At 44.5% G+C, this 25,439-nt stretch carries 28 protein-coding genes and 1 pseudogene; 10 read left to right on the forward strand and 19 right to left on the reverse strand.

Annotation, left to right across the window (positions count from 1 at the left end; translation table 11 throughout):
• Positions 1-9 precede the first annotated feature (9 nt).
• From hypE to hpkB, 7 genes are all read right to left on the reverse strand, one after another.
• Positions 10-1,020, reverse strand: coding sequence for a hydrogenase expression/formation protein HypE (hypE, locus tag ADU37_RS07850; protein ID WP_058947073.1), 1,011 nt, complete (start codon positions 1,018-1,020; stop codon positions 10-12).
• Between the two features lie 67 nt (positions 1,021-1,087).
• Positions 1,088-3,400 carry a carbamoyltransferase HypF gene (hypF, locus tag ADU37_RS07855; RefSeq protein ID WP_058947074.1) on the reverse strand — a complete coding sequence of 771 codons (2,313 nt, stop codon included), beginning with the start codon at positions 3,398-3,400 and terminating at the stop codon, positions 1,088-1,090.
• Between the two features lie 145 nt (positions 3,401-3,545).
• On the reverse strand, positions 3,546-4,724 hold the full coding sequence (locus ADU37_RS07860) for an RNA-guided endonuclease TnpB family protein (RefSeq protein ID WP_058947075.1): 1,179 nt from the start codon (positions 4,722-4,724) through the stop codon (positions 3,546-3,548).
• A complete protein-coding gene (locus ADU37_RS07865) occupies positions 4,705-5,310 on the reverse strand; it encodes an IS607 family transposase (protein ID WP_058947076.1) in 606 nt (201 codons plus the stop codon). Before ADU37_RS07865 ends, ADU37_RS07860 begins: the two co-directional genes overlap by 20 nt.
• A gap of 68 nt (positions 5,311-5,378) precedes the next feature.
• The gene (locus tag ADU37_RS07870) at positions 5,379-6,071 is read right to left on the reverse strand and encodes a metallophosphoesterase (RefSeq protein WP_058947077.1); all 693 of its coding nucleotides are present in this window, start codon (positions 6,069-6,071) and stop codon (positions 5,379-5,381) included.
• Positions 6,072-6,107: 36 nt separating this feature from the next.
• Entirely contained in the window at positions 6,108-7,379 is a 1,272-nt protein-coding gene (locus ADU37_RS07875; RefSeq protein WP_058947078.1) for a TIGR04013 family B12-binding domain/radical SAM domain-containing protein, read from the reverse strand.
• A gap of 65 nt (positions 7,380-7,444) precedes the next feature.
• On the reverse strand, positions 7,445-7,648 hold the full coding sequence (gene hpkB / locus ADU37_RS07880; protein WP_058947079.1) for an archaeal histone HpkB: 204 nt from the start codon (positions 7,646-7,648) through the stop codon (positions 7,445-7,447).
• Positions 7,649-8,158: 510 nt separating this feature from the next.
• Between hpkB and ADU37_RS07885 the strand changes: the two genes are divergently transcribed.
• Positions 8,159-9,640 carry a sodium/proline symporter gene (locus tag ADU37_RS07885; RefSeq protein WP_058947080.1) on the forward strand — a complete coding sequence of 494 codons (1,482 nt, stop codon included), beginning with the start codon at positions 8,159-8,161 and terminating at the stop codon, positions 9,638-9,640.
• Positions 9,641-9,783: 143 nt separating this feature from the next.
• On the forward strand, positions 9,784-10,362 hold the full coding sequence (locus ADU37_RS07890) for a thymidine kinase (protein ID WP_058947081.1): 579 nt from the start codon (positions 9,784-9,786) through the stop codon (positions 10,360-10,362).
• Here ADU37_RS07890 and ADU37_RS11890 read toward each other — a convergent pair.
• From ADU37_RS11890 to ADU37_RS07910, 4 genes and pseudogenes are all read right to left on the reverse strand, one after another.
• Positions 10,359-10,744: pseudogene (locus ADU37_RS11890) on the reverse strand (alanyl-tRNA editing protein). The gene ADU37_RS07890 and the pseudogene ADU37_RS11890 sit on opposite strands and share 4 nt — an antisense overlap.
• Positions 10,745-10,757: 13 nt before the next feature.
• A complete protein-coding gene (locus tag ADU37_RS07900; protein WP_058947082.1) occupies positions 10,758-12,137 on the reverse strand; it encodes a glycerate kinase in 1,380 nt (459 codons plus the stop codon).
• 42 nt (positions 12,138-12,179) lie between these two features.
• Positions 12,180-13,265: an ATP-binding protein gene (locus tag ADU37_RS07905; protein ID WP_238981937.1), complete on the reverse strand. Its 1,086-nt coding sequence runs from the start codon at positions 13,263-13,265 to the stop codon at positions 12,180-12,182.
• 108 nt (positions 13,266-13,373) lie between these two features.
• Positions 13,374-13,790 (reverse strand): DUF371 domain-containing protein, encoded by a 417-nt coding sequence (locus tag ADU37_RS07910; protein ID WP_058947084.1) that lies wholly within the window; start codon positions 13,788-13,790, stop codon positions 13,374-13,376.
• A 102-nt stretch (positions 13,791-13,892) separates the two neighbouring features.
• Here ADU37_RS07910 and ADU37_RS07915 point away from each other — a divergent pair, with 102 nt between their 5' ends.
• Complete coding sequence (locus ADU37_RS07915) at positions 13,893-14,096, forward strand: 30S ribosomal protein S17e (protein WP_004069582.1); 204 nt, start codon at positions 13,893-13,895, stop codon at positions 14,094-14,096.
• Here the strand turns inward: ADU37_RS07915 and ADU37_RS07920 are convergent.
• The gene (locus ADU37_RS07920; protein ID WP_058947085.1) at positions 14,093-14,695 is read right to left on the reverse strand and encodes an ArsR family transcriptional regulator; all 603 of its coding nucleotides are present in this window, start codon (positions 14,693-14,695) and stop codon (positions 14,093-14,095) included. The genes ADU37_RS07915 and ADU37_RS07920 overlap by 4 nt on opposite strands.
• Before the next feature lie 131 nt (positions 14,696-14,826).
• Here ADU37_RS07920 and ADU37_RS07925 point away from each other — a divergent pair, with 131 nt between their 5' ends.
• Positions 14,827-15,450: an MBL fold metallo-hydrolase gene (locus ADU37_RS07925; protein WP_058947086.1), complete on the forward strand. Its 624-nt coding sequence runs from the start codon at positions 14,827-14,829 to the stop codon at positions 15,448-15,450.
• Positions 15,451-15,529: 79 nt separating this feature from the next.
• Here ADU37_RS07925 and ADU37_RS07930 read toward each other — a convergent pair whose 3' ends face one another.
• The 4 genes from ADU37_RS07930 to ADU37_RS07945 all read right to left on the reverse strand — a co-directional run bounded on the left by ADU37_RS07930 (position 15,530) and on the right by ADU37_RS07945 (position 19,480).
• Complete coding sequence (locus ADU37_RS07930; RefSeq protein WP_058947087.1) at positions 15,530-16,861, reverse strand: TrpB-like pyridoxal phosphate-dependent enzyme; 1,332 nt, start codon at positions 16,859-16,861, stop codon at positions 15,530-15,532.
• 512 nt (positions 16,862-17,373) lie between these two features.
• Positions 17,374-18,162, reverse strand: coding sequence for a hypothetical protein (locus ADU37_RS07935; RefSeq protein WP_058947088.1), 789 nt, complete (start codon positions 18,160-18,162; stop codon positions 17,374-17,376).
• On the reverse strand, positions 18,163-18,960 hold the full coding sequence (locus tag ADU37_RS07940) for a radical SAM protein (protein ID WP_058947089.1): 798 nt from the start codon (positions 18,958-18,960) through the stop codon (positions 18,163-18,165).
• Positions 18,947-19,480, reverse strand: a complete 534-nt coding sequence (locus ADU37_RS07945) for a hypothetical protein (RefSeq protein ID WP_058947090.1) — start codon at positions 19,478-19,480, stop codon at positions 18,947-18,949. The genes ADU37_RS07940 and ADU37_RS07945 overlap by 14 nt, the downstream gene beginning before the upstream one ends.
• Positions 19,481-19,523: 43 nt before the next feature.
• Here ADU37_RS07945 and ADU37_RS07950 point away from each other — a divergent pair, with 43 nt between their 5' ends.
• The gene (locus tag ADU37_RS07950) at positions 19,524-20,264 is read left to right on the forward strand and encodes a heparan-alpha-glucosaminide N-acetyltransferase (RefSeq protein WP_058947091.1); all 741 of its coding nucleotides are present in this window, start codon (positions 19,524-19,526) and stop codon (positions 20,262-20,264) included.
• A 3-nt stretch (positions 20,265-20,267) separates the two neighbouring features.
• On the forward strand, positions 20,268-20,657 hold the full coding sequence (locus ADU37_RS07955) for an NfeD family protein (protein WP_058947092.1): 390 nt from the start codon (positions 20,268-20,270) through the stop codon (positions 20,655-20,657).
• On the opposite strand, the gene ADU37_RS07960 is transcribed toward ADU37_RS07955, so the two are convergent.
• On the reverse strand, positions 20,629-21,060 hold the full coding sequence (locus ADU37_RS07960) for a hypothetical protein (protein WP_058947093.1): 432 nt from the start codon (positions 21,058-21,060) through the stop codon (positions 20,629-20,631). The genes ADU37_RS07955 and ADU37_RS07960 overlap by 29 nt on opposite strands.
• Before the next feature lie 207 nt (positions 21,061-21,267).
• Here ADU37_RS07960 and ADU37_RS11060 point away from each other — a divergent pair, with 207 nt between their 5' ends.
• Positions 21,268-21,417, forward strand: a complete 150-nt coding sequence (locus tag ADU37_RS11060; RefSeq protein ID WP_203226253.1) for a hypothetical protein — start codon at positions 21,268-21,270, stop codon at positions 21,415-21,417.
• A 61-nt stretch (positions 21,418-21,478) separates the two neighbouring features.
• On the opposite strand, the gene ADU37_RS07965 is transcribed toward ADU37_RS11060, so the two are convergent.
• Positions 21,479-22,573, reverse strand: a complete 1,095-nt coding sequence (locus ADU37_RS07965; protein WP_058947094.1) for a TRM11 family methyltransferase — start codon at positions 22,571-22,573, stop codon at positions 21,479-21,481.
• Positions 22,574-22,916: 343 nt separating this feature from the next.
• Between ADU37_RS07965 and ADU37_RS07970 the strand changes: the two genes are divergently transcribed.
• On the forward strand, positions 22,917-23,318 hold the full coding sequence (locus tag ADU37_RS07970; protein ID WP_058947095.1) for a secondary thiamine-phosphate synthase enzyme YjbQ: 402 nt from the start codon (positions 22,917-22,919) through the stop codon (positions 23,316-23,318).
• 42 nt (positions 23,319-23,360) lie between these two features.
• Here the strand turns inward: ADU37_RS07970 and ADU37_RS07975 are convergent, their stop codons facing one another.
• Entirely contained in the window at positions 23,361-24,494 is a 1,134-nt protein-coding gene (locus ADU37_RS07975; RefSeq protein ID WP_144433232.1) for a hypothetical protein, read from the reverse strand.
• 248 nt (positions 24,495-24,742) lie between these two features.
• Between ADU37_RS07975 and ADU37_RS11465 the strand changes: the two genes are divergently transcribed.
• The gene (locus ADU37_RS11465; RefSeq protein ID WP_162492200.1) at positions 24,743-24,916 is read left to right on the forward strand and encodes a hypothetical protein; all 174 of its coding nucleotides are present in this window, start codon (positions 24,743-24,745) and stop codon (positions 24,914-24,916) included.
• A gap of 59 nt (positions 24,917-24,975) precedes the next feature.
• Entirely contained in the window at positions 24,976-25,422 is a 447-nt protein-coding gene (locus tag ADU37_RS07980; RefSeq protein WP_058947659.1) for a hypothetical protein, read from the forward strand.
• The last annotated feature ends 17 nt before the right edge of the window (positions 25,423-25,439 follow it).

A 25,439-nucleotide genomic window follows, 5' to 3' on the forward strand; every position in this document is an offset into this window, starting at 1 on the left:
GAGAATGGCTCAGCAGACCCTCGGCACGGGATCTCCAACGGGTGGCTCCATAAATCTCTTCCCACCTATGCCGGTTTCAAGAAGGACTTTGCCACGGTATTGATCTATAACTTCACCTATAATTGCGGCATTTTTTCCCTTTTCAGTCCTTCTCATTGCCTCAAGTGCCTCCTCCCCATATTCTCTCGCTACAATCATCACGACTTTTCCTTCGTTGGCAACTTCATATGGGCTTATGCCAAGCATGTCACTCGCTGCCCTTACCTCGGGCTTTACTGGAATGTCGCTCTCCCTCACCAAAATTCCAACGTTGCTCTTTCTTGCCATTTCGTTCAGGGCGTTGCTTAAACCGCCTCTTGTGGGGTCTTTCATTGCGTGAATGTTCTCCCAGCCAATTGCTTCAGCAACGGCTTTTACCACGTCCCATATGGGGGAGACATCACTCTTAAGCTCCGTCTCGAAGGCTATCCCCTCTCTATGGCTCATCAAAGCTATTCCGTGATCCCCAACAGTCCCGCTGACCAGAACAATGTCTCCCACCTCTGCTCCAGCATCGCTTATCGGCCTTTCAGCAATTCCAATTCCAGCGGTTATGATAAAAATCCCTATCCTGTCTTCGACTACTTTCGTGTCCCCGGTGACTATGGGAACCGGAACTTCCCTTGCAGTTTCATCCATTGACTTTAGGATTCTCTCAAAGTCCTCTCCGCTAAACCCTTCCTGGATTATCATGGAATTTGCAAGCGCTAAAGGCTCTGCCCCCATTACGGCTAAATCATTCACCGTTCCGCTCACAGCCAACCTTCCAATGTCTCCACCGGGGAAGAAGAGCGGCTTAACCGTATGCCCATCTATGGTGAAAACCAAGTGCTTATCCCCAAAGGGGATTGTTGCGGCATCGTCTAAGGCATCTAACCCTATCCCACCGGCTGATTTCAATGTAAGGTTTTTGAGAATCACATCCCTAATAAACTCCTCCATTAACTCCCCACCCGCACCATGCTCGAGTTTTATTCTCATCTTTACCACCTGCTATTTCATCTTGAAGGATACTTTAAAATGTTACTAAGGGGGCAAAATGGAAAATTCAAAGTATCAAATCCTCTTTACTCAGATATCCCTCCAAATAGAGACCGCCGAGGAAAGCCTGACCAACGTTTGTTCCATTGTCTCCCCTTGGTACTTCGTAGGTTGAGTAGAATCTCAGGCCATTGCCTTCCACGATTTTTCTTATTGTCTTCACTATGAGCTCGTTGTAGGCAACCCCTCCGCTTATGCCAACGTTTTTAACTCCGAACTCCCTCGCCTTCTCAACCGCAACTTCCCCAAAAGCCCTTCCCAAAGCCAGGTGAACTGAATACGCTATATCAGCTGGATTTGCCCTGCTTTCAAGAACCTGCTCAAAGAGCTCCTCAACCTTCAGCTCTTCGCCCTCTATGGGAATGCTAAAGCCCAGATCGTTTTTGCCCTTAAAGGCAATTCCCTCAAGCTTCATTGCGGGTTCTCCTTCATAAGTCCTTTTATATGCAACGTTGAGCAAAACGGCCATAGCGTCAAGGACTCTACCCGTTGAGGAGGCATAGCCAACGTTTATCTCCCTCGCAAGCTGGTTAAGTATTACGTTGAACTCAACCTTCCCGTATCTGAGGTTTTCAACAGCTTTTGGGCAGTGCCTTTCGATTATCTCTTTTACCTCCTCTATCCCATAGAGCTTGCTCAAAATCCCCATTAAAGCCCTTAGGGGGTAATAGCTCGCCAAATCTCCACCCGGGAGTGGGTAGTAGCTTATATGGGCCAGCCTCTCAACATCCTCGTAGCTCAGGTATAAAACCTCCCCTCCCCACGTGTTTCCATCGCTTCCATAGCCAACACCATCCACCGCTATTCCCACTATCTCGTCAAGATTGTTTTCGGCCATAACAGAAGCAATGTGAGCGTAGTGGTGCTGTACTTGGATAAATTCCGCATTTTCCTCTTCCGCTATCTCCATTGCCAGTTTTGTGGTGTTGTAAAGCGGGTGAAGGTCAGCAACCACAAGATCAAACCCCTTAACCCTTAGTATTTTCTTGAAGTGAGCTATGGCACTCCTCATGAACTCAAGAACTTCAACCTTTGAGGTGTTCCCTATGTACTGGCTCGGATAAACCCTTGAGCCCTTTACGACTCCAAAGGCGTTCATGAGCTCTGCACCCACGGCTAAGCCAGAGTATTCAAAGGGTATTTCTATTGGCAATGGAACGAACCCTCTGCTCCTTCTTATTACAGCCCTCCTCTCATCAACGAACCTGATAACGCTGTCATCCGTTCTGTTGAGAATTTTCCTGTTGTGCAGCAAGAAGTAATCGGCTAAGTCCTTAAGCTCTTCAAAGGCTCTCTCGTTGTCTATTACCATTGGCATTCCCGGGTAATTGGCGGAGGTCATGACGTAAACGGGGCTCTTGGAATAGTGAAAGAGTATGTAGTGGGTTCCAGCGTAGGGGAGCATGACACCTATAGTGGGCAAGCCCGGGGCTAGAGCCTCTGGCAGCGGGAATGGTTCCTTCTTCCTTAAAGCCACTATTGGCTTCCTGTAGCTTGTTAACTCTTCTCTCTCTACCTCGCTGATTATTGCAAAGCTCTCCACAGTTTCCATATCTTTGGCCATTATTGCAAAGGGCTGCTGGGGTCTTAGAATTCTCCTCCTAAGCTCCTTCACAACTTCTTCATTGGTAGCGTCGCAGGCTATATGAATCCCACCTATGCCCTTTATTGCCACTATGTAACCCTTGTCGATAAGTTCTGCAGCCTTCTTTAGCGGATCTCCCGTTATTTCTTTTCCATCGTTCGTGTAGAGCCTGTAGCCCGGTCCACATACAGGGCAGCAAACCGGTTCCGCGTGGTATCTTCTATTTAGGGGATCCCTGTACTCGCTCTCACAATAATCGCACATGTCGAATTCTCTCATTGTTGTGTTTACCCTGTCATAAGGAAGGTCTTCTATTATCGTAAACCTCGGGCCGCAGTTTGTGCACACGATGAAAGGATACATGTACCTCTTATCCGTGGGGTCGAAAAGCTCTCTAAGGCAATCTTCACATATGCTCACATCTGGAGGAATTATAGAATCCCCCTCCCCCCCACCGTTGGAGCTCTTTTCAATGTAGAATCTGTCAAACCCCTGAAACGGGATTTCCTTAACGTTTATCCTCTCAACCCTCGCAAGGGGAGGTGCTTTTTCTCTGAGGTCTCTCAAGAAGGCCTTTACTTTTTCTTCTTTCCCCTCAACCACTATCTCCACTCCAGCATCGCCGAGATTTTTGACGTAGCCTTTCAGATCATGTTCATGAGCAATTCTGTAAACGAAGGGTCTAAATCCAACCCCCTGGACAATTCCCTCAACGTGAATGTGATAAGCTTTCACTACCTTCACCTGTTTCAGAATTGGAAAAGAGGAATTTATATCTTTCCAAAACCAAAAGTTAAAAACTAATGAAGAGTTTTGAACCAAAGGTTTAAGTTTGAGTTTTTGGAAAGAAAAATAAAGGGGGTCATCAATACCGTTCTGCCTACCCATAAAGTGTGTAGGGTGTTAATTTCGTAACGGGCAGGCTTCCACCCTCTGGTTTCATCGGGTGGCTTTCGGGGGGAACGGAAACTCCCCACATCTTCAAGGCTCTCAAACGAATATTCCAGCTCCCAACAACATCCCTATCAGCCTCAAAACCACAGTTTAAACACTTCAAAACCCTGCACCCATTCGGGCTTAGTTTCTCCCCACATATCGGGCACAGGGACGAAGTGAAGGCAGGATTGACAAAAACAACTCTAACACCCTTTAGTTTAGCCTTGTACTCAATGATTGATTGGAGTTTCCTAAAACTCCACCTGTGCAAGCGACCATTCATTTCAGCCGAATACCTTATTGAATCCCTGATTTCCGTTAAATCCTCAAGAGCAATTCCGCCGTATTTCTCCGCCAACTCAACAATTTTGTTGGCTAATTTGTGATACAAATCATTCAGCCTGTTCCTCTCCCTCAACCCGTACTTTTCAAGGAGTTCTTTCCTCTTTTTACCAGTCCTAAGTTTCTTTTGAATCTTTCTCCTTTTTACAAAATAACCCGTCCTAATCTCCCGCTCGTGAGTAATAATCTGAACAAACCCGCCATTTGGAAGACTGAGCGTGACATTGTTCTCATTCAAATCCACGCCAACAAGGGTTTCAGGCTCTCCAACTTCAACCTCCCTGGAGAATACCACGTTAATGAATACTCCTTCTGGCGTTTTAACCAGCCAGGCCTGCCCAACCCTCCAACTCTCAAACTTCTCATGATATTTTGCAGGGTAAAACTCCAAGGGAATTCTACCGCTCGGGGTTGAGAATTTTATCACTCCGGCCTCAAGATCGAGTTTGAACAAGTGGTCATCAAGCATGATAACTTCTTTTTTGAATACTGGCTTTCCATTGGCTTTGCCCTTCCGCTTCCTCTTCCTGTAACTTTTGTAAATTGATGTAGCCATCTGACAAGCCGTGTAAAGATAATGGCTTGGCAATTGCGGGTATTTCCCCCTTAACTCCTTGTAAGTCTCCTTCTTCAGCCGGTAAAAACTGGTGATGTTATTCTCATAAGCATAAGTTAGGAGAAAGTTTACAATCTCACGGTAAAGGGAGAAGAGGTCATCTAACCCCTCTGGTGGGTTTTTGAGTTTGAATTTTGCTGTTAATTTAATCGTCCCTGAGAGCATTCTTTACCGCCTCGATGAGGCGTTTTGTCTTGTGTGAACGAGCTCCGTAAAGCTTTCCAGCGAGGGAAGTTACTATGGCTATTAAATCCTCAACGAGTTCTTTTTCTGTTTTTTCCTCATCATCAAAGATGGTTTCTATTTCAACGCTGTGGGAGTTGAAGTAGTTTTCGAGGTATTTGAATCCAAAGCGGGTGAGTCTGTCTCGATAGGTTATCACGACTTTGCCAACTTCTCCGCTCTCCACGAGTTTGAAGAGTTGTTTTAAGCCCTTCCTGTTCTCGTTCAAGCCTGATGAGATGTCGGTTATGATTTTGATGACTTGGTAGCCTTTTGAGGAGCAATAATTTTTAAGGTATTCAACCTGTCTCTCTAAGTCTTCTTTCTGGTCTCTGCTTGAGACTCTTGCGTAGATGACAACTTTTTCAAGGGTTTTACCCTCAAGAAGTCTTTTAATTTCACTTTCTGGAATGCGGTATTCTCTCCCAACCCGATAAGCCTTAATCTCACCAGATTTAATTTTCCTGATGAGTGTTGGTTTACTTATGCCTAAGAGTTCTGACGCCCTCCCTGTTCGATAAAGCCTCATACCACACTCCACCAAAACAAATTATGAAACAAAAATACTTAAAATTTACGCTTTTAACTATCTACGAACTAGCCCCCATAAAGCCTATAAGCCAGAAACCTTGGCAAGCCTGCTTCTATTATCTTCCTCGCTGCCGTGTCAACGTCGTATTCAATCCTTTCAAATATAACCTCATTGCTCTCCGTATCTACGAAGGCATAAGCTGCCCTCCAGTCTCCGTCCCTTGGCTGCCCAACTCCGCCGGGATTTATTATTCTCCTCTCCCCAATCTCCTTGAGCATCTGCATATGCGTGTGTCCCACAACAAGGTTCTTTTCTCTGAAATACTTCAAAACCTCGACAAATTCACTATCGGGGAGCCAGGGGAAGAGGTACTCGTCCAGAGGTGCCCTTGGAGAGCCGTGGATTATCAAAAAATCTTCCTCTTCTGTTCTAAAAAATTGCCTCACAGGAAGCCTTCGAAGGAATTCGATGTTTTCTCCGCTCATCACTCTTTCGTGCCATCTTATTGCCTCCCTTGCATAGGGATTAAAACCCCATGTAATGCCAAAGGCAACGGCATTATCGTGGTTGCCCCTCACGCAGATTATCTCTCTCTTTTCCATTTCCTCCCTAAAAAATTCCACCACTTCGTTGGGATTTGCTCCATAGCCCACTAAATCGCCCATGCAGAATACCACGTCGGCTTTCTTTACCCTTTTCCACACAGCCTCCAAGGCTTCGAGGTTTGAGTGGATGTCACTTATGAGGGCTATCAGCATGTTATCTATTACACGCCTAAAGATTAAATCCTTTTCTCAGCAGACTTCATTAACCCTTCCAAAATAGCTTGGGCTTTCTTCGTAGAATTCCTCCATAAGCCTCTGGAGCCTCTTTGAAAGTTCTATCTGAACTCCCCAGGAACCCTCAATGTAACCCTTGGCCGCCATTCTGCCGAGAAACTTCTTCATCTCATCGCTAAGTGCTGAGGGCTTGCATCTTGCCCACGGAGTTCCCGGTAAAGGCATAAAATAATGAGCCCTAACCTTTCCGCCTTTGCGCATTATCCACTTCATAAGCTCAATGCTCTTTCTCTGGCTTTCTTCATTTTCATTTGGCAGGCCAACTATGAAATCAACAACAGGCTCTATGCCATATTGGAGCATATACTCAACCGCTTGCCTTACATGTTCCGTCGTATGGAGGCGGTGCATGGCCTTAAGCATCTCATCGTCGCCGCTTTGAGCACCTATTGCCAGTCTTCTGTTGTCGGCATACTTCAAGAGAAGTTCAAGTGTTTCTGGCTTAACGAATTCCGGCCTCACTTCACTCGGAAAAGTTCCATAAAATAATCTCCTCCCCTCTTCCCTCAGGGGCTGGAGGGCTTTAAGTAGGGCTTCAAGCTTGTCGAGCCTTAATATAGCCCCCGGACTGCCGTAGGCAAAAGCATTGGGGGTTATGTAGCGCATGTCCTTCATTCTTCTCGAATATTTCACGATCTGATCTATCGGCCTGTGCCTCATACGAAAGCCCTTTGCATAGGGGGTTTGGCAGTAGTAACAACCAAAGGGACAGCCACGGCTTATTTCTATAGGGGCTATTAAGTGGGAGCTTTCCGCAAAAGGAGGAAACTTAGTAAAGTCTTCAACCTTCGCAAAACCCGTAAAGACGAATTCACCGTTGAGGTAAAACGCAAGCCCCTTGATGTCCATGAGTTCCCTTGTTATTTTAAAGTTGCTCTTTTTAAAGGCCGTTAAAAGCTGGAATATAACCTCCTCCCCTTCCCCTACAACGGCTATATCAAACCCCATCCTCAAAGTGTGCCTCGGCATTGCGGTTGCATGATAACCCCCAGCCACCAATAAGGCGTTGGTCTTTTCCTTTAGGATGTTTACTTCTTTCTCAACTTCCCAGACCTCCTCGGTGAAGAAAGAGTATAGAACCACTTTGGGCTTTGCCCTTAAAATCTCGCTAAAATCCCTTGTTATTAAGAGCTCACCGATATCAAAGCCTTGAGACTCAAGTGCTCCCAAAAGATGCACAAAAGCGTTGTGGTTTCGCCTTGTCATTCTGATAGCTATCTCATGCATGGTATAAACTCAGAAGGGGATTTTTAAATGTTTACGCAAAAAAGAACAAAAGAAGGGAAAGGCCATCAGGACTTGATTGCAAGCTTAATGTCCTCGGCCTTAACGGTCTTTCTTCCAGCGTGATTTGCAAAGTCTACTGCCTTCTTGGCAATCTCTATAGCCTTCTCCTCAAGGTGCTCGGCGAGGACCTTTGCTGCCTCCTCACTAACTCTTGGAGCACCCGCCTTTCTAATCAATCTGTCAACTGGGGCAATTGGCAACTCAGCCATTTCCCACACCTCCTAAAGTTGTCTAAATTGGTATTTGCATTTTGTTTTATGAAAGAAGTTATATATAAACCTTTCGGAAAAGAACCCCTTTGAGAGCAAGAAGGGATGAATGGTCTCATAACAAGGCATAAGCCAGACATCTCAAGGGCACTTATCGAGAGTATGAAATTCTAAGGGGCGTAATTTCTACAGTTTAAAAATAAAGGAATCCCCCAGTTGCTGATTTTGTTTATGTTTGTCAAGTATTGCAACCTGTTATATTAATAAAAACACGAAATATTTGTTGACATTATTGCCAAATTATTTTGACATAATTTTCTTCGACAATTAGCTGAAAACGTAACGTTTATATATGAACACTGGCACATATTTTACCGATAATGTCCATAGGAGGTGATGAGTGTTATGCTTGGGGCAAAGTTGGTGCTTTTTGTGCTACCAACGCTGATAGTTTTGTGCTCGGTTGTAATATACTACGCCAGCGGTAAGAAAGCTTAGGAGGTGTAAAATGTGGCGAACGCATATGAAATGCTAAAAAACCCCGCTGCACTCGCAGCATTTTTGTTTACCCTCCTGCTGCCAATATTCGTAGGGTTTTTAGTAATGAGGAGGACAAAAACAGAGGAGGACTTTTTCGTAGGCGGCAGAGCAATGAACAAAATTGTTGTGGCCCTTTCGGCGGTTTCTTCAGGTAGATCTTCGTGGCTTGTCCTTGGTCTTAGTGGAATGGCCTACGCAAGAGGAGTAAGTGCGGTCTGGGCTGCAGTAGGTTATATCGTTGCGGAAATGCTCCAGTTTGTTTACATGGGAATAAGACTAAGAAAATTCTCAGAGAAACACAACTGTATAACAGTCCCCGATTATTTTGAGGAGAGATTTAAGGATGAATCCAAGATCATAAGGTTGGTGGCTTCAATAATCATTGCCTTGTTCCTAACTGCTTACGTGGGAGCACAGTTTAACGCAGGAGCAAAGTCCCTGAGCACTGCATTAGGAATGTCCACATTAACGGCTCTTTTAATTGCGGCACTCATGATTCTCATTTACATGGTTCTGGGTGGATTCATAGCCGTTGCATACAACGATGTTATAAGGGCGGTAATAATGATCTTTGGGCTAACAGTGCTTCCTGCAGTTGCTGTGGCTAAGGTAGGGGGAGTAAATGCAATGCTCTCAGTTCTTAAAGCTCTGGATCCCAAGTATGTTGATCCTCTCTCCTTGGGAGTGGGTGGCCTTATAGGATTTTTAGGAATTGGTTTAGGATCCCCCGGACAGCCCCACATCATTGTTAGGTACATGTCAATTGACGACCCTGACAGACTTAGGGCATCAACGGTTATAGGCACGTTCTGGAACGTTGTTTTGGCTTGGGGAGCAATCTTTGTCGGTCTGGCAGGAAGGGCTTTGTACACAGATGTCAACATGCTTCCCGATGCAAACTCAGAGATGATATACCTTGTTCTGTCATCAGAATTCTTTGGACCACTCCTCTATGGATTGCTCATCGGTGGAGTTTTTGCAGCAATACTTTCTACCGCTGACTCACAGTTACTTGTGGTTGCTTCCACCATAGTAAGAGACTTTTACCAAGAAATCATAAACAAAGGAGAGCAGTTAAGCGAAGAGAGAGCGGTTTTCTTAAGTAGGATAGTTGTTTTTGTGGCGGGTATCTTCGCAATGCTACTGGCATACTTTGCACAAGACATTATCTTCTGGTTAGTCCTCTTTGCTTGGGGAGGATTAGGGGCGGCTATCGGTCCAACGCTCATAGTCTCTCTGTACTGGAAGAGAACAACCAAATGGGGAGTAGTTGCTGGAATGATAGTGGGCGCATTAACAACAATAATTTGGAAGCTTTACATAAGGCCAATAACAGAGCTTTACGAGCTTGTGCCAGCGTTCATCTTTGCCCTCATAGCAACGATAGTGGTTAGTCTAGTAACAGAGCCTCCAGAGAACGTAGACGAATTAATGAAAGACATGACAGAATGATTCCCTTTTGTAATTTTTTCCATCTTATTTTTAAATGCCATGTTACTTAAAGCAAAAACTGCGTGAGCGATTGTTTGAAATCCAAAAATTCCAAGGAAAGAACTTTTTAAATGGAAGAGCAAAGGACAAAAAGGGTGATAAGCATGCATCCAGAGGGATTCTTGGAAGTCATTACCGGACCAATGTTTGCAGGAAAGACAAGTGAATTGATAAAAAGGATAGAAAGGCAGATTTTTGCAAAAAGAAAAGCCGCCCTTTTCAAACCATCAATAGACAACCGCTACAGCGAGGATAAAGTCGTCGCTCACAATGGATTAAGCTATGAAGCCTTTGTAGTGCCGACGACAGAGGAAGGTGTGAGGGCTATATACCAAAAAACCAAGGAGGAGGATTTTGAGGTCATAGGCATCGATGAGGTTCAGTTTTTTCCGATGTCAATCGTTGAAATCCTAAACAGGCTCGCCAATGAAGGCGTTTACGTCATAGCCAGCGGTCTGAATTTAGATTTTAAGGGAGAGCCATTTGAAGTAACCAAGGAATTGTTGGCACTGGCCGATAACATAGTCTACCTAACCGCCATATGCAGCGTCTGCGGAAGGGAAGCCACAAGGACGCAAAGGCTCATAAACGGAAAACCAGCCCCAAGAGATTCCCCAAGGATCTTAGTGGGCGGGATGGAAGCCTACGAAGCAAGATGCAGGAAACACCACATAGTCCCTTAGAGGACATCAAAGCTTATTTCAAGGAGCTCTTTAGCCTTCCTAAACCTGACTTTCCTGATTTCTATACTCCCAATTTCTCCAGTTGTCTTCGTATGCTCCTTGTTGCATGCGTTAACGTTCCAGTCTTCAATAACCACAACCCTAAGGGTTCTAACTTCCTCTGGAATTGGAAAGAGGTCGCACATGTCTTCACCAAATCTCTTTTCTACTTCTTCCCTCGGGAGCTCGTAGATGTGTATTGGAGCATTCTCTTTGATTTTCTCATTCGCAGGCCTTTTTATTTCCTTAATTTCCTCCTCTGTTGGCTCTTAACAGTTAGCCTTCCGTGGTTGCCGTTGACATAAACACTGGCTGTTCACTTAGCCTATTTTCCCAAGACCATAACAACAGCTCCCTTAAGAACATGTCATGTGAGTTTTTACCTCCATTTTACTCCCCAGGATTACCGCTATCACTATTGAATTAACGTTCGTCCTCGTTGGGCCCGTTACAAGTAAAGCCTTCGCTTTCTTTAAAGCCTCATAAGCGTTGTGCTTCTTTAGATATTCCTCGACATCTATGGCCTCTTTTTTAAGGGCCTCTAGAGTGTAGCTGTCCACCAATCCACCGGCGGCATCCGTTGGGCCGTCAGTTCCATCCGTATCCATGGCCAAAACCGCAACGCCTCTAAGGTTCGCTATTTTCCTCGTTATGCTCAAGGCAAACTCTTGATTTGGCCCTCCAAGGCCTGCTTCACCCTCTATCGTTACCGTCGTTTCTCCACCGGCTATTACAACGCAGGGCTTCTTAAAGGGCCTGCTCCTATGGTAGATTTCTTCAATTACTGAGCCGAAAGCTATTGCCACTTCTCTGGCCTCTCCTTCAAGGGTAGTTGTGAGGATGTGGGCCTTCAATCCCATCTCTTCCGCCTTTCTCTTTGCCGCCTCGCAGGCAAGAGAGTTGCTCGCTATGAGGAAGTTGTGGACGTAGGGAAGGTCTTCTTTTAGGGTTTCCTCGACTTTTCCCTCAAGGCCGAGCTCTATGTGCCTTCTCACGCTCTCGGGAAGCTTATCCCAGAGGTTGTAGAGCCTGAGTATCCTGTAGGCGTCCTCAAACGTTGTTGGGTCTTTTACAGTTGGCCCGGAGGCTATGGCTTCAAGGGGATCGCCAACCACATCAGAGAGGATAAGGCTTATCAGAGTTCCCTTGACGAGCTTCGCCAGCTTGCCGCCCTTGACCTTCGAAATGTGCTTTCTGACGGTGTTGATCTCGTAAATCTTCGCCCCGCTTTTAAGGAGGAGCTCATTTGTTTTCATCTTGTCCTCAAAGCTTATCCCCTCCTCGGGCAGCATGAAGAGTGCACTTCCACCACCGGAGATAAGGACAAGGAGGATATCATTTTCCTTAACTTTTTTTGCAAGCTCCACCCCGAGCTGAGCACCCTTTACTGAATTTTCATCCGGCACTGGATGCCCCGCCTCAACAACCTTGATCTTTTTGAGAGGCAATGAATAGCCGTACTTTGTGACCGCAATACCTTCAGCAATCCTCTCACCCAAAAGATCCTCCACGGCTTTTGCCATCGAACATGCTGCCTTTCCAAATGCCAAAACATAGATTTTTCCCCTTATCGGGAACTCCTTTCCTTTAACAATAAGCTTGCCGTCCTCAACCTTTAGGGCTCTTTTTACCGCTTCGTATGGGTCTGCACTTTTTATTGCCTCTTCCATCAGAGTTAAAGCGATTTCCTTAGCCTTTATATCTCCATAAGAGAGGAGTTCATCTCGATTCATCATGTAAATCACCGTAGGGTATTAAAGCAGAGCAAGATATAAGGGTTAGGGAGACATCAGAAGGACTCTAAGGAGGGGATCTTCTATCCAATATCTTCCTCCTTCCGAACGTATGAATCCTGCTTTTTCAAGAGTGTCTAGATACTTGTAGATGTGCTGAATTCTCCTAGGTGCCTTTTCTGCCTTCTCAAGCTCTCTGTAAACCTCCGCCCCCCTAAGTGCGCTGGGGTATGCATTAGCGAGGACTCTAAGCACTTCAACATAAATGGGACTGCTGTAAACGTTCAAGAAAGCCCCCAAATCCTTTTTCCATTCATCAAGGGCATATTTTCTGCTCTCTTCTAGTGCCCTCGGAAGAGCTTTTTCTACAGCAACTCCCCTCCTTACAAGGTTTGTTACAGTTAATCCATAATAAGAAACAAAACCTGGAACGCCTCCAAGCTCCCTTACAGCCCTTTCAAGTTCGAGCTCATTCTTTACATTAATACCATAGGTTTCAAAACCTCTTCTCAAAAATTCTACGCCCTCCACCACGCTCCAGCGCGGGAGTGTAAATATCTCGGCCGAGCGCATAAAGTTTGGCTTACTGGCATCGGGATTCAAATACTCCATAAGTAGACCGGGCATTGAGCCCGTAAAAATCGGGGATATGTTCGGATAACTGTCCGTTATCTCCTGAAGTAAACCACGAAAATCTAAGTTTTTCAATCTAGCAAGCACCTGGGCTTCGTCAAAAATAAGGAGCCCTCTTGCTGAGTTTTGAGACAGCACCCTTACAAGAGTAGAAAAGTCAGAAGTAAACTCCTCTATGCTTGTCTTCCTAACTTCGACAGAAATCCCGCGAAGGGAAAGGGCATAGCTCTTACTCATGGTTATAAGTCTTAGAGATGTTCTTTTTGGCTCTATGTCGGATATCGAAATAGCCCTAGCACCAATGAAGCGAGAAAAGTTGAAGTATATGTAGTGATGATTTCTTCTTTTCGTGAACTTTTCAGCGACCACATTAACAACGCTTGTCTTTCCTACACGCTTCGGGCCTAAGAGAACAGAAATATTCCCTCTCAGAACTGCTTGAAAAAGTTTTTCAGCTGTATTTCTGTGCCCTTCTCCCCAAAGGCACTCCTCCTCCATAATGGGTCTAGTGCTGAAAAAGTTTTTACATACCATGTAATTTACACCCCATGTAAATTATGTTCTATGTAATAAAAATCTTTCGATAAGGACCTTACCTCAAATTTATCATTCCACAATTATCTCAACAATCGCCTTCTGCCCCGGATTTTTCAGCTTCTCCACAAGTTCCCGTTTAATGTCCTTCGCTGCCTTGTTTGCCCTTATTGCAAGGGTTCTCCCATCAACGTAGTCGCTCTTTCTTATCACCATAGAGACATCGCTCTCAAAGCTCAGCCTCTTGTCTCCAAATGCCTCAAGCTCATCAAAGATTTCATCAACAATTATCCTTATTTTTATTTTTCTGCCTTTTTTCAGGGCTTCTTTTAACTCATCACTTAGGTCTTTAAGGGCTTTGCTGGCTTTTATGCATATTATGCAGTCCCCCCTTGGCGTTAGGTAATCCTCCTTTGTTATTTCCAGGGTTGAGCGGTGGGTTGCCTTTACGTTTTCATGCCCGTAGCAGATGATGGTTTCCTTAATCATGTAAAAACCTTTAAAGGGAAGCTTTATAAATTTGGCTGGGAAAAGTTTAAAACAGCCTCACTTGATTTGGAAGTGGAGTCAAGATTACCGGAGGGATGAGGAATGGGAAACATTAAGCAAGGTTTCATTAAGAGAACCGCGAGAGAGCTCTTCAACAGATATCCAAACGAGTTCACAAGGGACTTCGAGCACAACAAAAAGAAGGTTGAGGAGCTAACAAACGTCACAAGCAAGACCATAAGGAACAGAATAGCCGGCTACATAACAAGACTTGTAAGGCTTAAAGAAGAAGGAAAAATCCTCTAAATCAGTTCTCTCTTTATCCTTTTTAAATCCTCGAGGATTTCTCTTGGGAGGATCCCTTCGAATTCCTTTAAGAGCTCATCAAACTGCTCCTCGCTTTCTCTGGCAATCCTGTGCATGAGGTTCTTTATGTAAGCCTCGGTGAGCATTCTCACTTCTTCAAGCTCGCTCTTCATCTTCACATACTCGTTTATTTTTCGCTCTATCTCACTTAAGAAGGAAGAAAGTTCTCTGATTTTCTCTTCAATTGGCTCTTGGGACTTTATAAGCTGCTTTATCTCCTCATATTCCTTCGTTCGTCTTGGGGCTTTTGGCTCGTACATCTCGGTGCCGAAGGAATACGGCGTGAGGAAGACCTCAAGCCTGATGCCCCGCTTTATTTGGTAGTACTTCCTAGGCCTACCCCTCGGAATCTTCTCTATCCTGCCCTCAATCAACCCGGCGCTCTCAAGGATTCTGAGATGTTCGAGAATGGCCTTTTGTCCAACTCCCAGTTCCTTCGAGAGCTCGCTTACAAAGTAGGGTCGTTTGGTAAGCAGGAGCAGTATCCTCCTTCTCGTCTCGTTTCCAAAGACATCAAGTAACCTTCCGTGCTCCTCCATGGTCTCACCCCGTGATGAGAGGACTCCCCCTTATCTAACCTAATGTAAATAAAAATCCTACTTAAATCTTTTGGTTTTAACTACACAAAATTACTTTAAGGTTTAAGGGAGAATATATTTTGGTGACGCCTATGAGGGTTGTTGGAGGAATACACCTTGTGGATGAAACTTTTGCAAACGTCTATCTGATAGAAAGGGGAGAAAAGCTTTTCCTTATAGATGCCGGACTTCCGGGTGAATACGAGAAGGTTTTGAAGTATATAGAGAAGCTCGGCTACGTTCCAGAGGACGTGGAGACGATAATAGTGACCCACGCCCACTACGACCACGTGGGCTCTTTGAAAGACCTTAAAGACGCAACCGGTGCAAAGGTTGCAGCTCATAAGGATGAGATTCCCTACTTAACGGGGGAGAAAAAGTTCAGAAGAGAGATCGAGCCGGTCGAGGTGGAAATAGAGCTGAACGATGGAAAGGAGATAGAGGGGCTGAGGGTTATCCATTCTCCGGGGCATACTCCCGGGAGCATATGTTTGCTTGATTTAGAAACAAAGGCCCTCTTTGTGGGAGATTTGGTTATGGAGGAGAACGGAAAACTGAAAGAGATTCCGCACCATTATTCCCTCGATCCAATGAAGAACAGGGAAGCGATAAAGAAACTTCTGGATGTTGATTTTGTGCATTTGCTGCCAGGGCATGGAAGGCCCATATTGGATGAGGGAAAGGAGAAGGTGAGGGAGCTGGTGGAGAGGTTTTAACCATAGTTTCCATTTGAAGATGGTTTTTAGGGAAGCGATCGCCCACAGGTAGTGGGAACTAGGGTAAAAGTAACAAAAATCAGAAAAGCCCATTCAACACTGGAATTTTCTCCGGCTCGTAATCTTCCAGCTTTCCTTCAAGAAAGTCGTCATAGCCCTTAAGGTCAAGGAATCCGTGACCGCTCAGGTTGAAGAGTATGACCTTCTCCTCTCCCCTTTTCTTTGCCCGAAGTGCTATGTCGATTGCCGCCTTTACTGCATGGGCACTCTCCGGAGCTGGTACTATTCCTTCGGCTTTTGCAAAGAGAACCGCAGCCTCAAAGACTTCCGTTTGATGATATGCTATTGGCCTCACAATGCCGTGGTTCACAAGAACGCTTAGCGTTGGAGCCAAGCCGTGATATCTCAGTCCACCAGCGTGAATTGGGGGCACGTAGTACGTGTGACCGAGGGTATGCATCTTCATCTTCGGAGTTAACCTTCCCGAGTCTCCGTAATCATACGTGTAAACCCCCGCCGTCATAGTTGGGACAGCTTTGGGCTCAACGGCAATGAACTCATACTCCTCTTTTCCCTCCAAGACGTCTTTGATAAAGGGATACGCCAAACCAGCGAAGTTGCTCCCCCCGCCCACGCAGCCTACTATTACATCGGGCTCTTCAAATTCCTTCATCTGCTCCTTTGCCTCAAGCCCGATGACCGTTTGGTGCATTAGGACGTGGTTTAGGACGCTTCCAAGGGAGTAACGGGCGCTCTCATCTTTTAGAACGTCCTCAATGGCCTCGCTTATCGCTATGCCAAGACCTCCGGGATGGTTTGGATCCTCGGCTAAAAATCTCCTCCCCACTTCCGTCCTATCACTTGGGCTTGGAAACACCTCAGCTCCATAGATGTTCATGAGGACTCTCCGATAAGGCTTTTGCTGGTAGCTCGCCCTGGCCATGTAAACCCTAACCCTTAGGCCAATAAGAGCCCCCGCAAGAGAAAGAGCCGTTCCCCATTGACCAGCCCCTGTTTCGGTTACAAGCCTCTCAATGCCTTGCTTCTTGGCATAATATGCTTGAGCCAGAGCGGTATTTATCTTGTGACTGCCAGTGACGGTCGCCCCCTCGTATTTGAAGTAAATCCTTGCTGGAGTTCTAAGCCTTTTCTCAAGGTTCGTTGCCCTGAACAGAGGTGTAGGGCGTCCAATTTTGGAATACAGCTTCCTAACTTTTTTAGGAATCTTAACATAGCGTTCATTGCTCATTTCCTGCTTTACAAGCTCCTCCGCAAAGATTCTAAGTAGCTTTTCTGGCTCTACGGGCTTTTCCGTCTCCGGGTCTAACGGGGGCTCCAGAGGTTCGGGAAGGTCGGGCAAAATGTTGTACCAAAACTTCGGTATTTTTTCATCCGAAAGAACGGCTTTCATTTTAACCACCTCTTTCTCTCTGCAAATCCCAAAATCGAGGGAATAATGAGAGTAAAGTAGTCAAAAGCAGCCAAGTATCTCAAGTAGGCAGAGACGTTTAGACAATCAAAAAGCCTGCCAAAAGCAATCCCGCCTATAAGCTAACCTAGAGAATGAGGAAAACGTATCACAAATTCCAAAAACACTCACTCCCTATCGGCATAGCTCTACTACATGCACTTACCCCTTAAATATCCTTCGCCAAAATTTCTGTAAATATGGCAAGTTCTTAAACAAAAACAGGTATAAGTTTGTCACTCTGTCAAAGATTAAAAAGCCAAAAAGCTCACTTCCTGAAGGGCAAAGGCACAAGCAAAAGTCCCAAGATGAGCGCTGGACCGCAAACTTCGCCTTGAAGGGACTCCGGGAAACATGAGATGCCGAGTTCTGCAAAGAGTGCCTTTAACTCGGCAACGTCTTTTTCACTCGGCTTTTCTTTTCCGTAGCTTCATGTATTCCCACATAAAAATTTTTTAGATTATCTCAAGTTCTATAGTCTCTTCAACTTCAAAATCCCCACCTATGAGCTTAACTTTCTCCTCGTTGCAGTAGACACCAACCCCTCTAACCCTGTTCCCGTTTGCAAGAACTTCAAAGTTTGCTTTAAAGATCCCAACGCCATTTTCAAGAGTTTTCTCAGCCCTTATAGCCTTCCCAAACAGCATTGCCTTATTTCCATTGAAAATCGCTCCGTAACGATAATGGGGCAATCCACCTTCAATGTTTCCAAAAGGCGTCATTCCCCTCCCTCTAGTTTTCAGAGGCTTAAGCCAATAGTAGTGGGCGGTTTTTTCGACGACTTTGAATTCCCTTCCCTCAGCAACGGGAACTAAAGGTCTAACTTTGGGAAATATCGTTAATCCTCCCCTCGCCCTGTATCTATCTTCACACTTTCTAAGCTCAAAATGGGCATGCTTATCACTCCAAGGAGAGAAAAAGCCCGAGAGTCTTAAGGACCCAATCTCATCGCCAAGAAAAACCCTCTCGCCAACCCTAATTTCGGGCTCCACGTGGAGAACCTTCAAGCAAAAATCCGCAACTTCAAAGATGAGAAGGTAGTCGTCTCCAACGGGAATATACCGGGGAGTTTTTATCTTTTTCACCTCAACAAGCTTTCCCTCATCGAAGGGAAAAAGGGCCTTGTTCTCAAAGTACACATCAACTGCAGTCCCAAGCTTATGGCCGATGTACGGGGTGTCAAAGAAGGAATACCTGACATCCGGGATTTCTAACCAGAGGCCACCCACCCGGGCTATTCTCATTTACCTCACCTCTATAAATTCCCAGCCTCTCTTGTGAACTTCTATTCCCCCTGTCCTTATGTTCAAGCGTTTTATTAGGCTTATTAGGCTCTTGACGAAACGCCAGAACTTATCATCGTCAACCATAGCTTCATAGCTTTCCGGGAAGTTCTCCCTTAATAGCCCTCGAAACTCCCTGCCGGCGGCCTTCAAGTTGAGCATCTCGAAAAAGCAGGAATCAGCGAAGTCCCTTGTTTCCCTTATTATCTCCTCCACATCGGTAATCTCGGGAATAATCGGGCTTATGAAGGCGTAGTTTTTCACTCCCTCCTCTTTGAGTGCCTTCAAGGCATCTATCCTGAGCTTCTGTGAAGGGGTAAAGGGCTCTATGAGCTGCTTTTCCTTCCCCTCAAAGCTGTTTATTGTCAATCCAACTTCGATTTCGTTGAAGAGCTTGAAAAGGTCAACGTCTCTAACCACGAGAGGGGACTTTGTCAGAATGCTGAGTTTATTCTTCTTGTTCATCATCTCAAGGGTTCTTCTCGTTAGCTTGAGCTCCTTCTCTATGGGCTGATACGGATCGGAGATGCTCGACATAAAGACTTCTCCATAGACCCTCTTCCTTGCAAGCTCAGGGGCGTTGGTCTTTACCTCCACCCATGTTCCCCACTCGCCATGGGGCTTCCACTTGCAAATGAACTTTGCGTAGCAGTATTTACACCCAAACTGACATCCTACATACTGATTTACAACGTAATCCACTCCCGGAATTCCGCTTTTTGTGTAGATGCTTTTTGCTCTGGTCTTAACAACCCTCATGGGAACACCTCGACAACTTTGAGAAAGCTGAAGAAATTGAAAATTTTCTCTCTTCAAGCTCTCCAAGCCTAAGGAAAACGTAAAAAGAGGCAACCCAGATGCTGAGTTGAACCAAAAGCAGGGGCACATCATGGGGGTAATGGGGTGGGGAGAAGATAGCCGGGGGGAACAGCAGTATACTGAGCTGAAAACTGAGAAAAGTTAAGAAGGGGGCATTCTCAATAGAGAACGAGGGATTGATGCTCTTGATTGCTTTCAGCTTCAAAAAGTACACAACAACGAACAAAACCGCATAATGCAGCCCATAAAGAGAAAGAAGTTTAATTCCAAGTTCCTTCCGCTTCAAGAGTGCGTATAACATTAAAATCACAGCGCCTCCGAGATAGGCAGAGAGCCAAGTGGACAAATCCTTGTAAAACCCATAAGGGGCATCAAAATTGGCAAAGGCTATTGCCCCGGGCTGTGTCATCATTAAAATTGCCAGAGTAAAGAACAAAAACCTCAACCCATTTCTCCCCATGACAACCCCAAACTTAAATAAGCCTTGGAGTTTATATCCTTTGATGTTCGGGAGTGAAGTTTATTCAAAGCGCTTTTGGGAGGTCGACTTCGTTAGAGGAATAGCGTTAATCATGATGTTAATTTCAAATTTTGTCACCGATTTGCAGTTCTTTCTTGGCTATTCCGAGCACAAACTCTTTTGGAGGCTCTTCGCCTATGCGACCGCCTCCCTCTTTGTTTCAATTTCCGGGCTATCGCTCTGGATAAGTCATGCAAGGGGAAGAAAAAGCCCCAAAAAATATCTGCTCAGGTTCACAAAGCTGTTCGGCCTTGGTTTGCTCATAACCCTCATCACATCTATGCTGCTGGATAAAGGGACAATCTACTTTGGAGTTCTGCATTTCTTAGGCGTCGCAAGTTTGCTCATAATTCCCTTCTACCCCCTTGGATGGAAAAACATCTTTCCCGCAGTTCTCTTTCTCCTTGGAGGTCAAATCGTGAAGAACGTTCACGTCGACACCTTGCTCTTTCTTCCCTTGGGAATAACTCCTCGCGAGTTCTTTACTCTTGATTACTTCCCGATTTTCCCGTGGTTTGGAGTTTTCCTTCTGGGAACCTCCACTGGGGCGTTAATCTATCCCGAAGGAAAGAGAAAATTCAAAACAAGCCTGCCAAAAATTCCCCCCGTAGAGTTTATCTGCTTTATGGGGAGGAACACCTTAGGGATTTACCTCATCCATCAGCCGGTTTTTGTAGGATTTTTCATGCTTCTCTACGGCGGTTTGCCCAACTTAGGGGTGTGAACTATGAAGGCCTACGTCAAAAACACCCTCAAAACCCTCAGCATATTGGCAGATGAGATAGTTGTTGGAGTATTTCTGTTCTTTGTTTTGCCGAGAGTCGGGATAGAGGTTCCTTTAAAACCCGCTCTTGCTGTAATAGGTTTTCTTGTTTTTAAAGATATCATTGCCGTTAAGTTCCTCTGGGAGGTCTTTGAGAAAAGAGCAGAGGTTGGGCCCGAGGCATTGATTGGAAAAGAAGCAACCGTGATTGAAGATTTAAGCCCAAAAGGGGTTGTAAAAGTAGGAAACGAGCTGTGGATAGCTGAATGCATAAATGGAAGCGCCAAAACCGGGGAGAAGGTCAGGATAATCCAAGTTAGGGGCACTAAGCTGCTCGTGGAACGCCAAGGGTAGTTAAAACCATAGCAACTTCTTCCGGGTTATCAGTTGTGAACGCCACATCCCAACCCCTTCTGTGCAGGAGGATGCATCCTTCAGCAGGGAAATTAAACCTTATTGGGGCCCAACAGCTTACCCAGCCCAATTTAACCTCAAAACTCTCGATTTCATCGATCTTAATCGTTTTTCTGATAATCAACCCCAGAGTTCCGCGAAGCCTTATCTCTCTTTCATCTATTTCTATTTTAAAGCTCAACACGTCTATCAAAATCATGACAACAGCGATGAAAACTACTGCCATAAACCCAAAGCCCTCTCCCGTATGATATGTCGCCCAAAGGCCCGCTAAGAGACCTATATACGCTGGGAATGTAATAAAAAGCACAAACCTGCTAAACCTCCTTTCTTCGTAGAGCATATGGCACCAAGAAGAAAAATGGTTAAAATCTAATAAAGCTTTCCCAAGCTTTTGTGTCCTTTAAACCATGGCCCGTTGCAACCACAACGACACTTTCGTCTCTATCTATTATTCCCTCTTCCCTCATGTTTTTAGCGAGGGCAAGACTATTGCTGAGGAAGGCTCCACGAAGAGACCCTCTTTTCCGAGCATTAAGCCTGCGTTCATATGATAAGAGCCGAAAAAGTTGAAATAGTGTTTATACAGGCAGATGAAAAACTTTCATTGCTTGCAGGGAGAATCAAAGCATTTCACAAATTAAGTTATGCCGACGCTTTTGTTGTGGCAACTGCAATTGAAACGAATTCCGAATTCTAACCGGTGATGAAGAATTCAGACGCGTAGATGGTAAGGTGGAGATAGAATGGCTCTAATACCTTCACCCCTTAAATTTCAGCACGTGAATGTCCCTAACAACCCTGTGCCTCGCTTCAAAGTCCGTGTATTTCCCTAAAACTTCAAAGCCAAGCTTTCCAAGCCACTTCCTGTCTTTGCGGTAAATTTTACCATCGCTGAGCTTGTATGCTGGAAAAACGAACACAACCTTTCCGTTTCTCTTTAAAACATCTCTAAAACTATCAAAAACCTGATAATAAAATCTATCGAGCTCGTTGGCAAGATTTATTGCCTCATCTTTTGTGGGATGATACTTTAGTGGCTTGCCCATATAGGGCTCCGTAACAATAGCGTCAAACCTAATTCTAAAGCACCTTTTGAGCTTTCTCGCATCACACACTTCAAGATGGGCCGTTCTCTTTACTTTAAACTCCTTCTTCAACCACTTCAGGTTTTCTTTGGCTCCGTGAATAGCTTTTGGATTGGAATCACTCCCGTAAGCATTTAAACCTTGAAGCAAAAACTCCTGCACTATAGTCCCTATCCCGCAGAAGGGATCAAGGAAGTTGCCCTGCTTTACCTCTGTGAGGTTTACCATTATTCTCGCTAAACGCGGGGGAATTGAGAAGATCGCCCTCTCTACGGGTCTTTCAACGTCAAGTTTTTTGAGTTCAAACGGGTCAGTTATGGCCACTGTTTCTCCCACGTAGACCTTTTTTCCAAAGAGAAAGACGAAGTCCTTAACCTCGGGAAAGCCCTTCAGGATGAGCTCAGAGGGCATTGCATAGACCTTTGCGGGTTTGAAGAACTTGCTTGTGCCTTGAGACTTGAAATGCTTCTTTATCTCGCTCCCAAGCTTTCTCCAGAGCTTCCAGTCGTTTTTTCCATAAAGACTCACGGTGAAGAGCTTTGCATACTCTAAGTCTTTTATAGCCTCTTCTCCTTCTCCAATAATTTTTATCAGCTTCAAAGAACCGCCAAGTCTATGGAAAAGCCTTTCTACGCTTCTATCACCTTCAAAAAGTATCCAGTCTTTTGAGCTCTCAACTACACTAACTTTTAACCCAAATCTCCTCACAAAAGCCCAGAATTCAGCTTCACTGAGCTTTGGATTCTTTCCATAGATGAGCGCATACATGATGGGAAGTTCATAGGGGGATTTAAAAAGGTTTGTGAGGGAATAGATGATGGAGCATTAACTTTTCTGTATTTTGCTCATTTCGTACTTAACCCAGTTTATTTTTGCTTTCTTCTCCTCGGCACGGGTGGAATCCTCATTCCAACTTAAGAACCTTTAAGAGAACTTGCTACACGTTGCCCGGCTTTGAAAAAGTTAGTGAGCGGGAACACAGGCTCTGGGACTTAGCTTCCCAACTCGCTTATATAACTCCAGCTGAAGATGGAGCAAGTGGAGGCACTATAGTTTTATAATTTCAGAAGCCAAGAAAGAGAATAGCACGGAAAATTCTGGAGGGGTAAAGATGATCCTCGAGATTGAGATTCCAACAAAAGAGGAGTTCGAACTTATTGACATCACCCCCTTGGTAAACGAGAAGATACGGGAGAGCGGGATAAAAGAGGGAATAGCCGTGATTTTTACAACACACACAACAACAGCCCTTTTCATCAACGAGAATGAGAGCGGCCTTCTTGAAGATGTCAAAGAGTTCTTTGAAAGTTTTATTCCCAAGGGGAAGGGTTACAAACACGATAGAATAGACAGAAATGCCCACTCCCATTTAAGGAGCATCCTTTTGAACCCAAGCCTTACAATTCCAATAAAAGACGGAAAACTCTTGCTCGGGACGTGGCAAAGCGTGATTTTTGCTGAGCTAGATGGACCAAGGAGAAGAAAGGTTTTTGTAAAAATATGTGAGTGCTAAAACTCTATTTCTCTTTTTGGAAAATAAAGGGGAATAGAAGTATTAACCACTTAGAATTTTGAATGCAAAGATCGGTACTGTATTCATATTGTTAACGTTCGCTGTTGCTTCTCCTTTCTTCACAGTATGCCAAGTCCCACTCTCTCCATATACCTCAAAATCCACAAGATATGCCTGATTACTTATTTCCTCATAGCTAACATCAATAAACAAGCCCGCCAGGGTTGCAGCTTGAGCAGCCGTTCCTGTAATCTTCCCTATCATCACCAGATAATCAATAAATCCCAAGGCATCAACCCCTGATGAAGAGTAACTGCTTCCACTCACGGTGTATGTGTAGTAAGGAGTTCTGTAAGAAGAGGAGTATCTATATGCTATTGTCTCCCAATTGTCTATAGGAAGGGGCTTGACATCTGATGGTTTGTAGTTGGCTCCATCTAATGAACTTGGATCAAAACTTTTAATATAAACGTATTCCTCATAGAAAGTTTGTCCATCAATATGAATACCCCATCGCTCATAGCGATATGTAAATGTCATCCAGATATACCCATTCTGCACACCATCAAAGTAAACTTTCTTGAAGTTGTCCCCTGACACATCATAAATATAATGGTATCCTATCTGAGACCATTCACTGCTTGTAAACACGTACATCCCAAATCCTATCCTCGAAGCTGCAGCATAGTAGTAAAGCAAGTGTCCCCAGCTGTATGAATCCAAATTCATCACTTCTGCAACAACCGCTCGAATGTCTTTATCTTCTGAGTCGTCAAGCCACTCATAATATCCAGCCAGTGGTTGAATATCCTTACTTGAGGTTATCTGATAAGAACTAGAGGACTTTAAGGGTTTAAACTTGGGGATTATTGTAATTTTAGAAACTGGCACTTCCCATTTTAATGGCACTCCTTGAACAGCAACATTACCTCTTTTTACAACAGTAATCACCAAAAGTGATTCACTCCCAAGTCCCTGCTGTTTGGTATAGTCATCCCAGGCTCTCTTTAAATCTCTTAAATCGATATAAATTTCCTCTCCTTCTGCTTCGTAATGTCCAACCTCTCTCAATCCTTCGGGATATAACGCCTTAACAAAAACGTGCGCTCCTGTAGAATTTTCAATTTTCAAAACCACCACAGGCCCAGGTTGTATATTGTTGATGGCACTACTCACAAAACCAAAAAAACTAAACCCAATATGAAGATCTTGGTTAATCTTCGCATTGGTAGATCACCAGATTAAACTTTGTATAAGTTATATATAACTTTTTCGAATTATCATCTTTATTGTTCTTTATAGGTGACAAAACCTGGGAGTAATCTGTAAAATTTCCACAGCGGTTGTAAGATATTTGAAACGTCCATTTTTGACCAGTATTTCCTTGTAGTTTGAGCATTCTATTAATTGTTGGTGATGTGGTGATGTTTGAGTTTGAGGGTTTGAGAAGGTTTTGGGAGAGGGAGAGGAAGTCAGAGGAAGAGAGAGTATGCGAGATACGAGGCAGTGAACTTCCAAAGAAAAATCATTTGAGGACAAAAAGTTTATCAAACCAAAAATCCAAACGAACATTAGAAGTTTATTTCATAATTGGGTGATCATTTCTAATCAGAAACCCTATATGATTTGACCAACAATACATGGTAGTGGGATGAAGATGCCAGAAGACCGGGATATCGAGAAGCTCTCAGAGGAGGTCAAAACCCTAAGAAAGGCCCTAAATGAACTGATGGCAAGCTTTGAATTAGTCTCAAGGCTGGCAGAAAATTACCTAAGGCTTATTAACATCTATGCCCAATATGGAGGATTAGGAATAGATGTAGTCGTTTCAGAGATAAGGCATGATCTAATAGCGAGAGAGATAGTGAGAATTCTCTTTGATTTAAAAAGCGCAAACATAAGCCAGATCACTCAAGAGCTAAAAAGAAGAAGGGGCAAAGCTTCGCGAAACACCGTTAGGGAAAAGATACATCACCTAATTGAGCTTAACGTTGTTGAAGAGGTTGATGGTGAGAAGGGAAAAGTCTATGCACTCAGAAAGGAAGTGCTCAATAAGTGGTTTGATTTGATCGGAATTCCAATTAAGTTTGACCAAACAGAATAATTATTGAGGTGATTGGA

This window comes from Thermococcus sp. 2319x1 (assembly GCF_001484685.1).
In the GTDB taxonomy this organism is placed as follows: Archaea; Methanobacteriota_B; Thermococci; order Thermococcales; family Thermococcaceae; genus Thermococcus_A.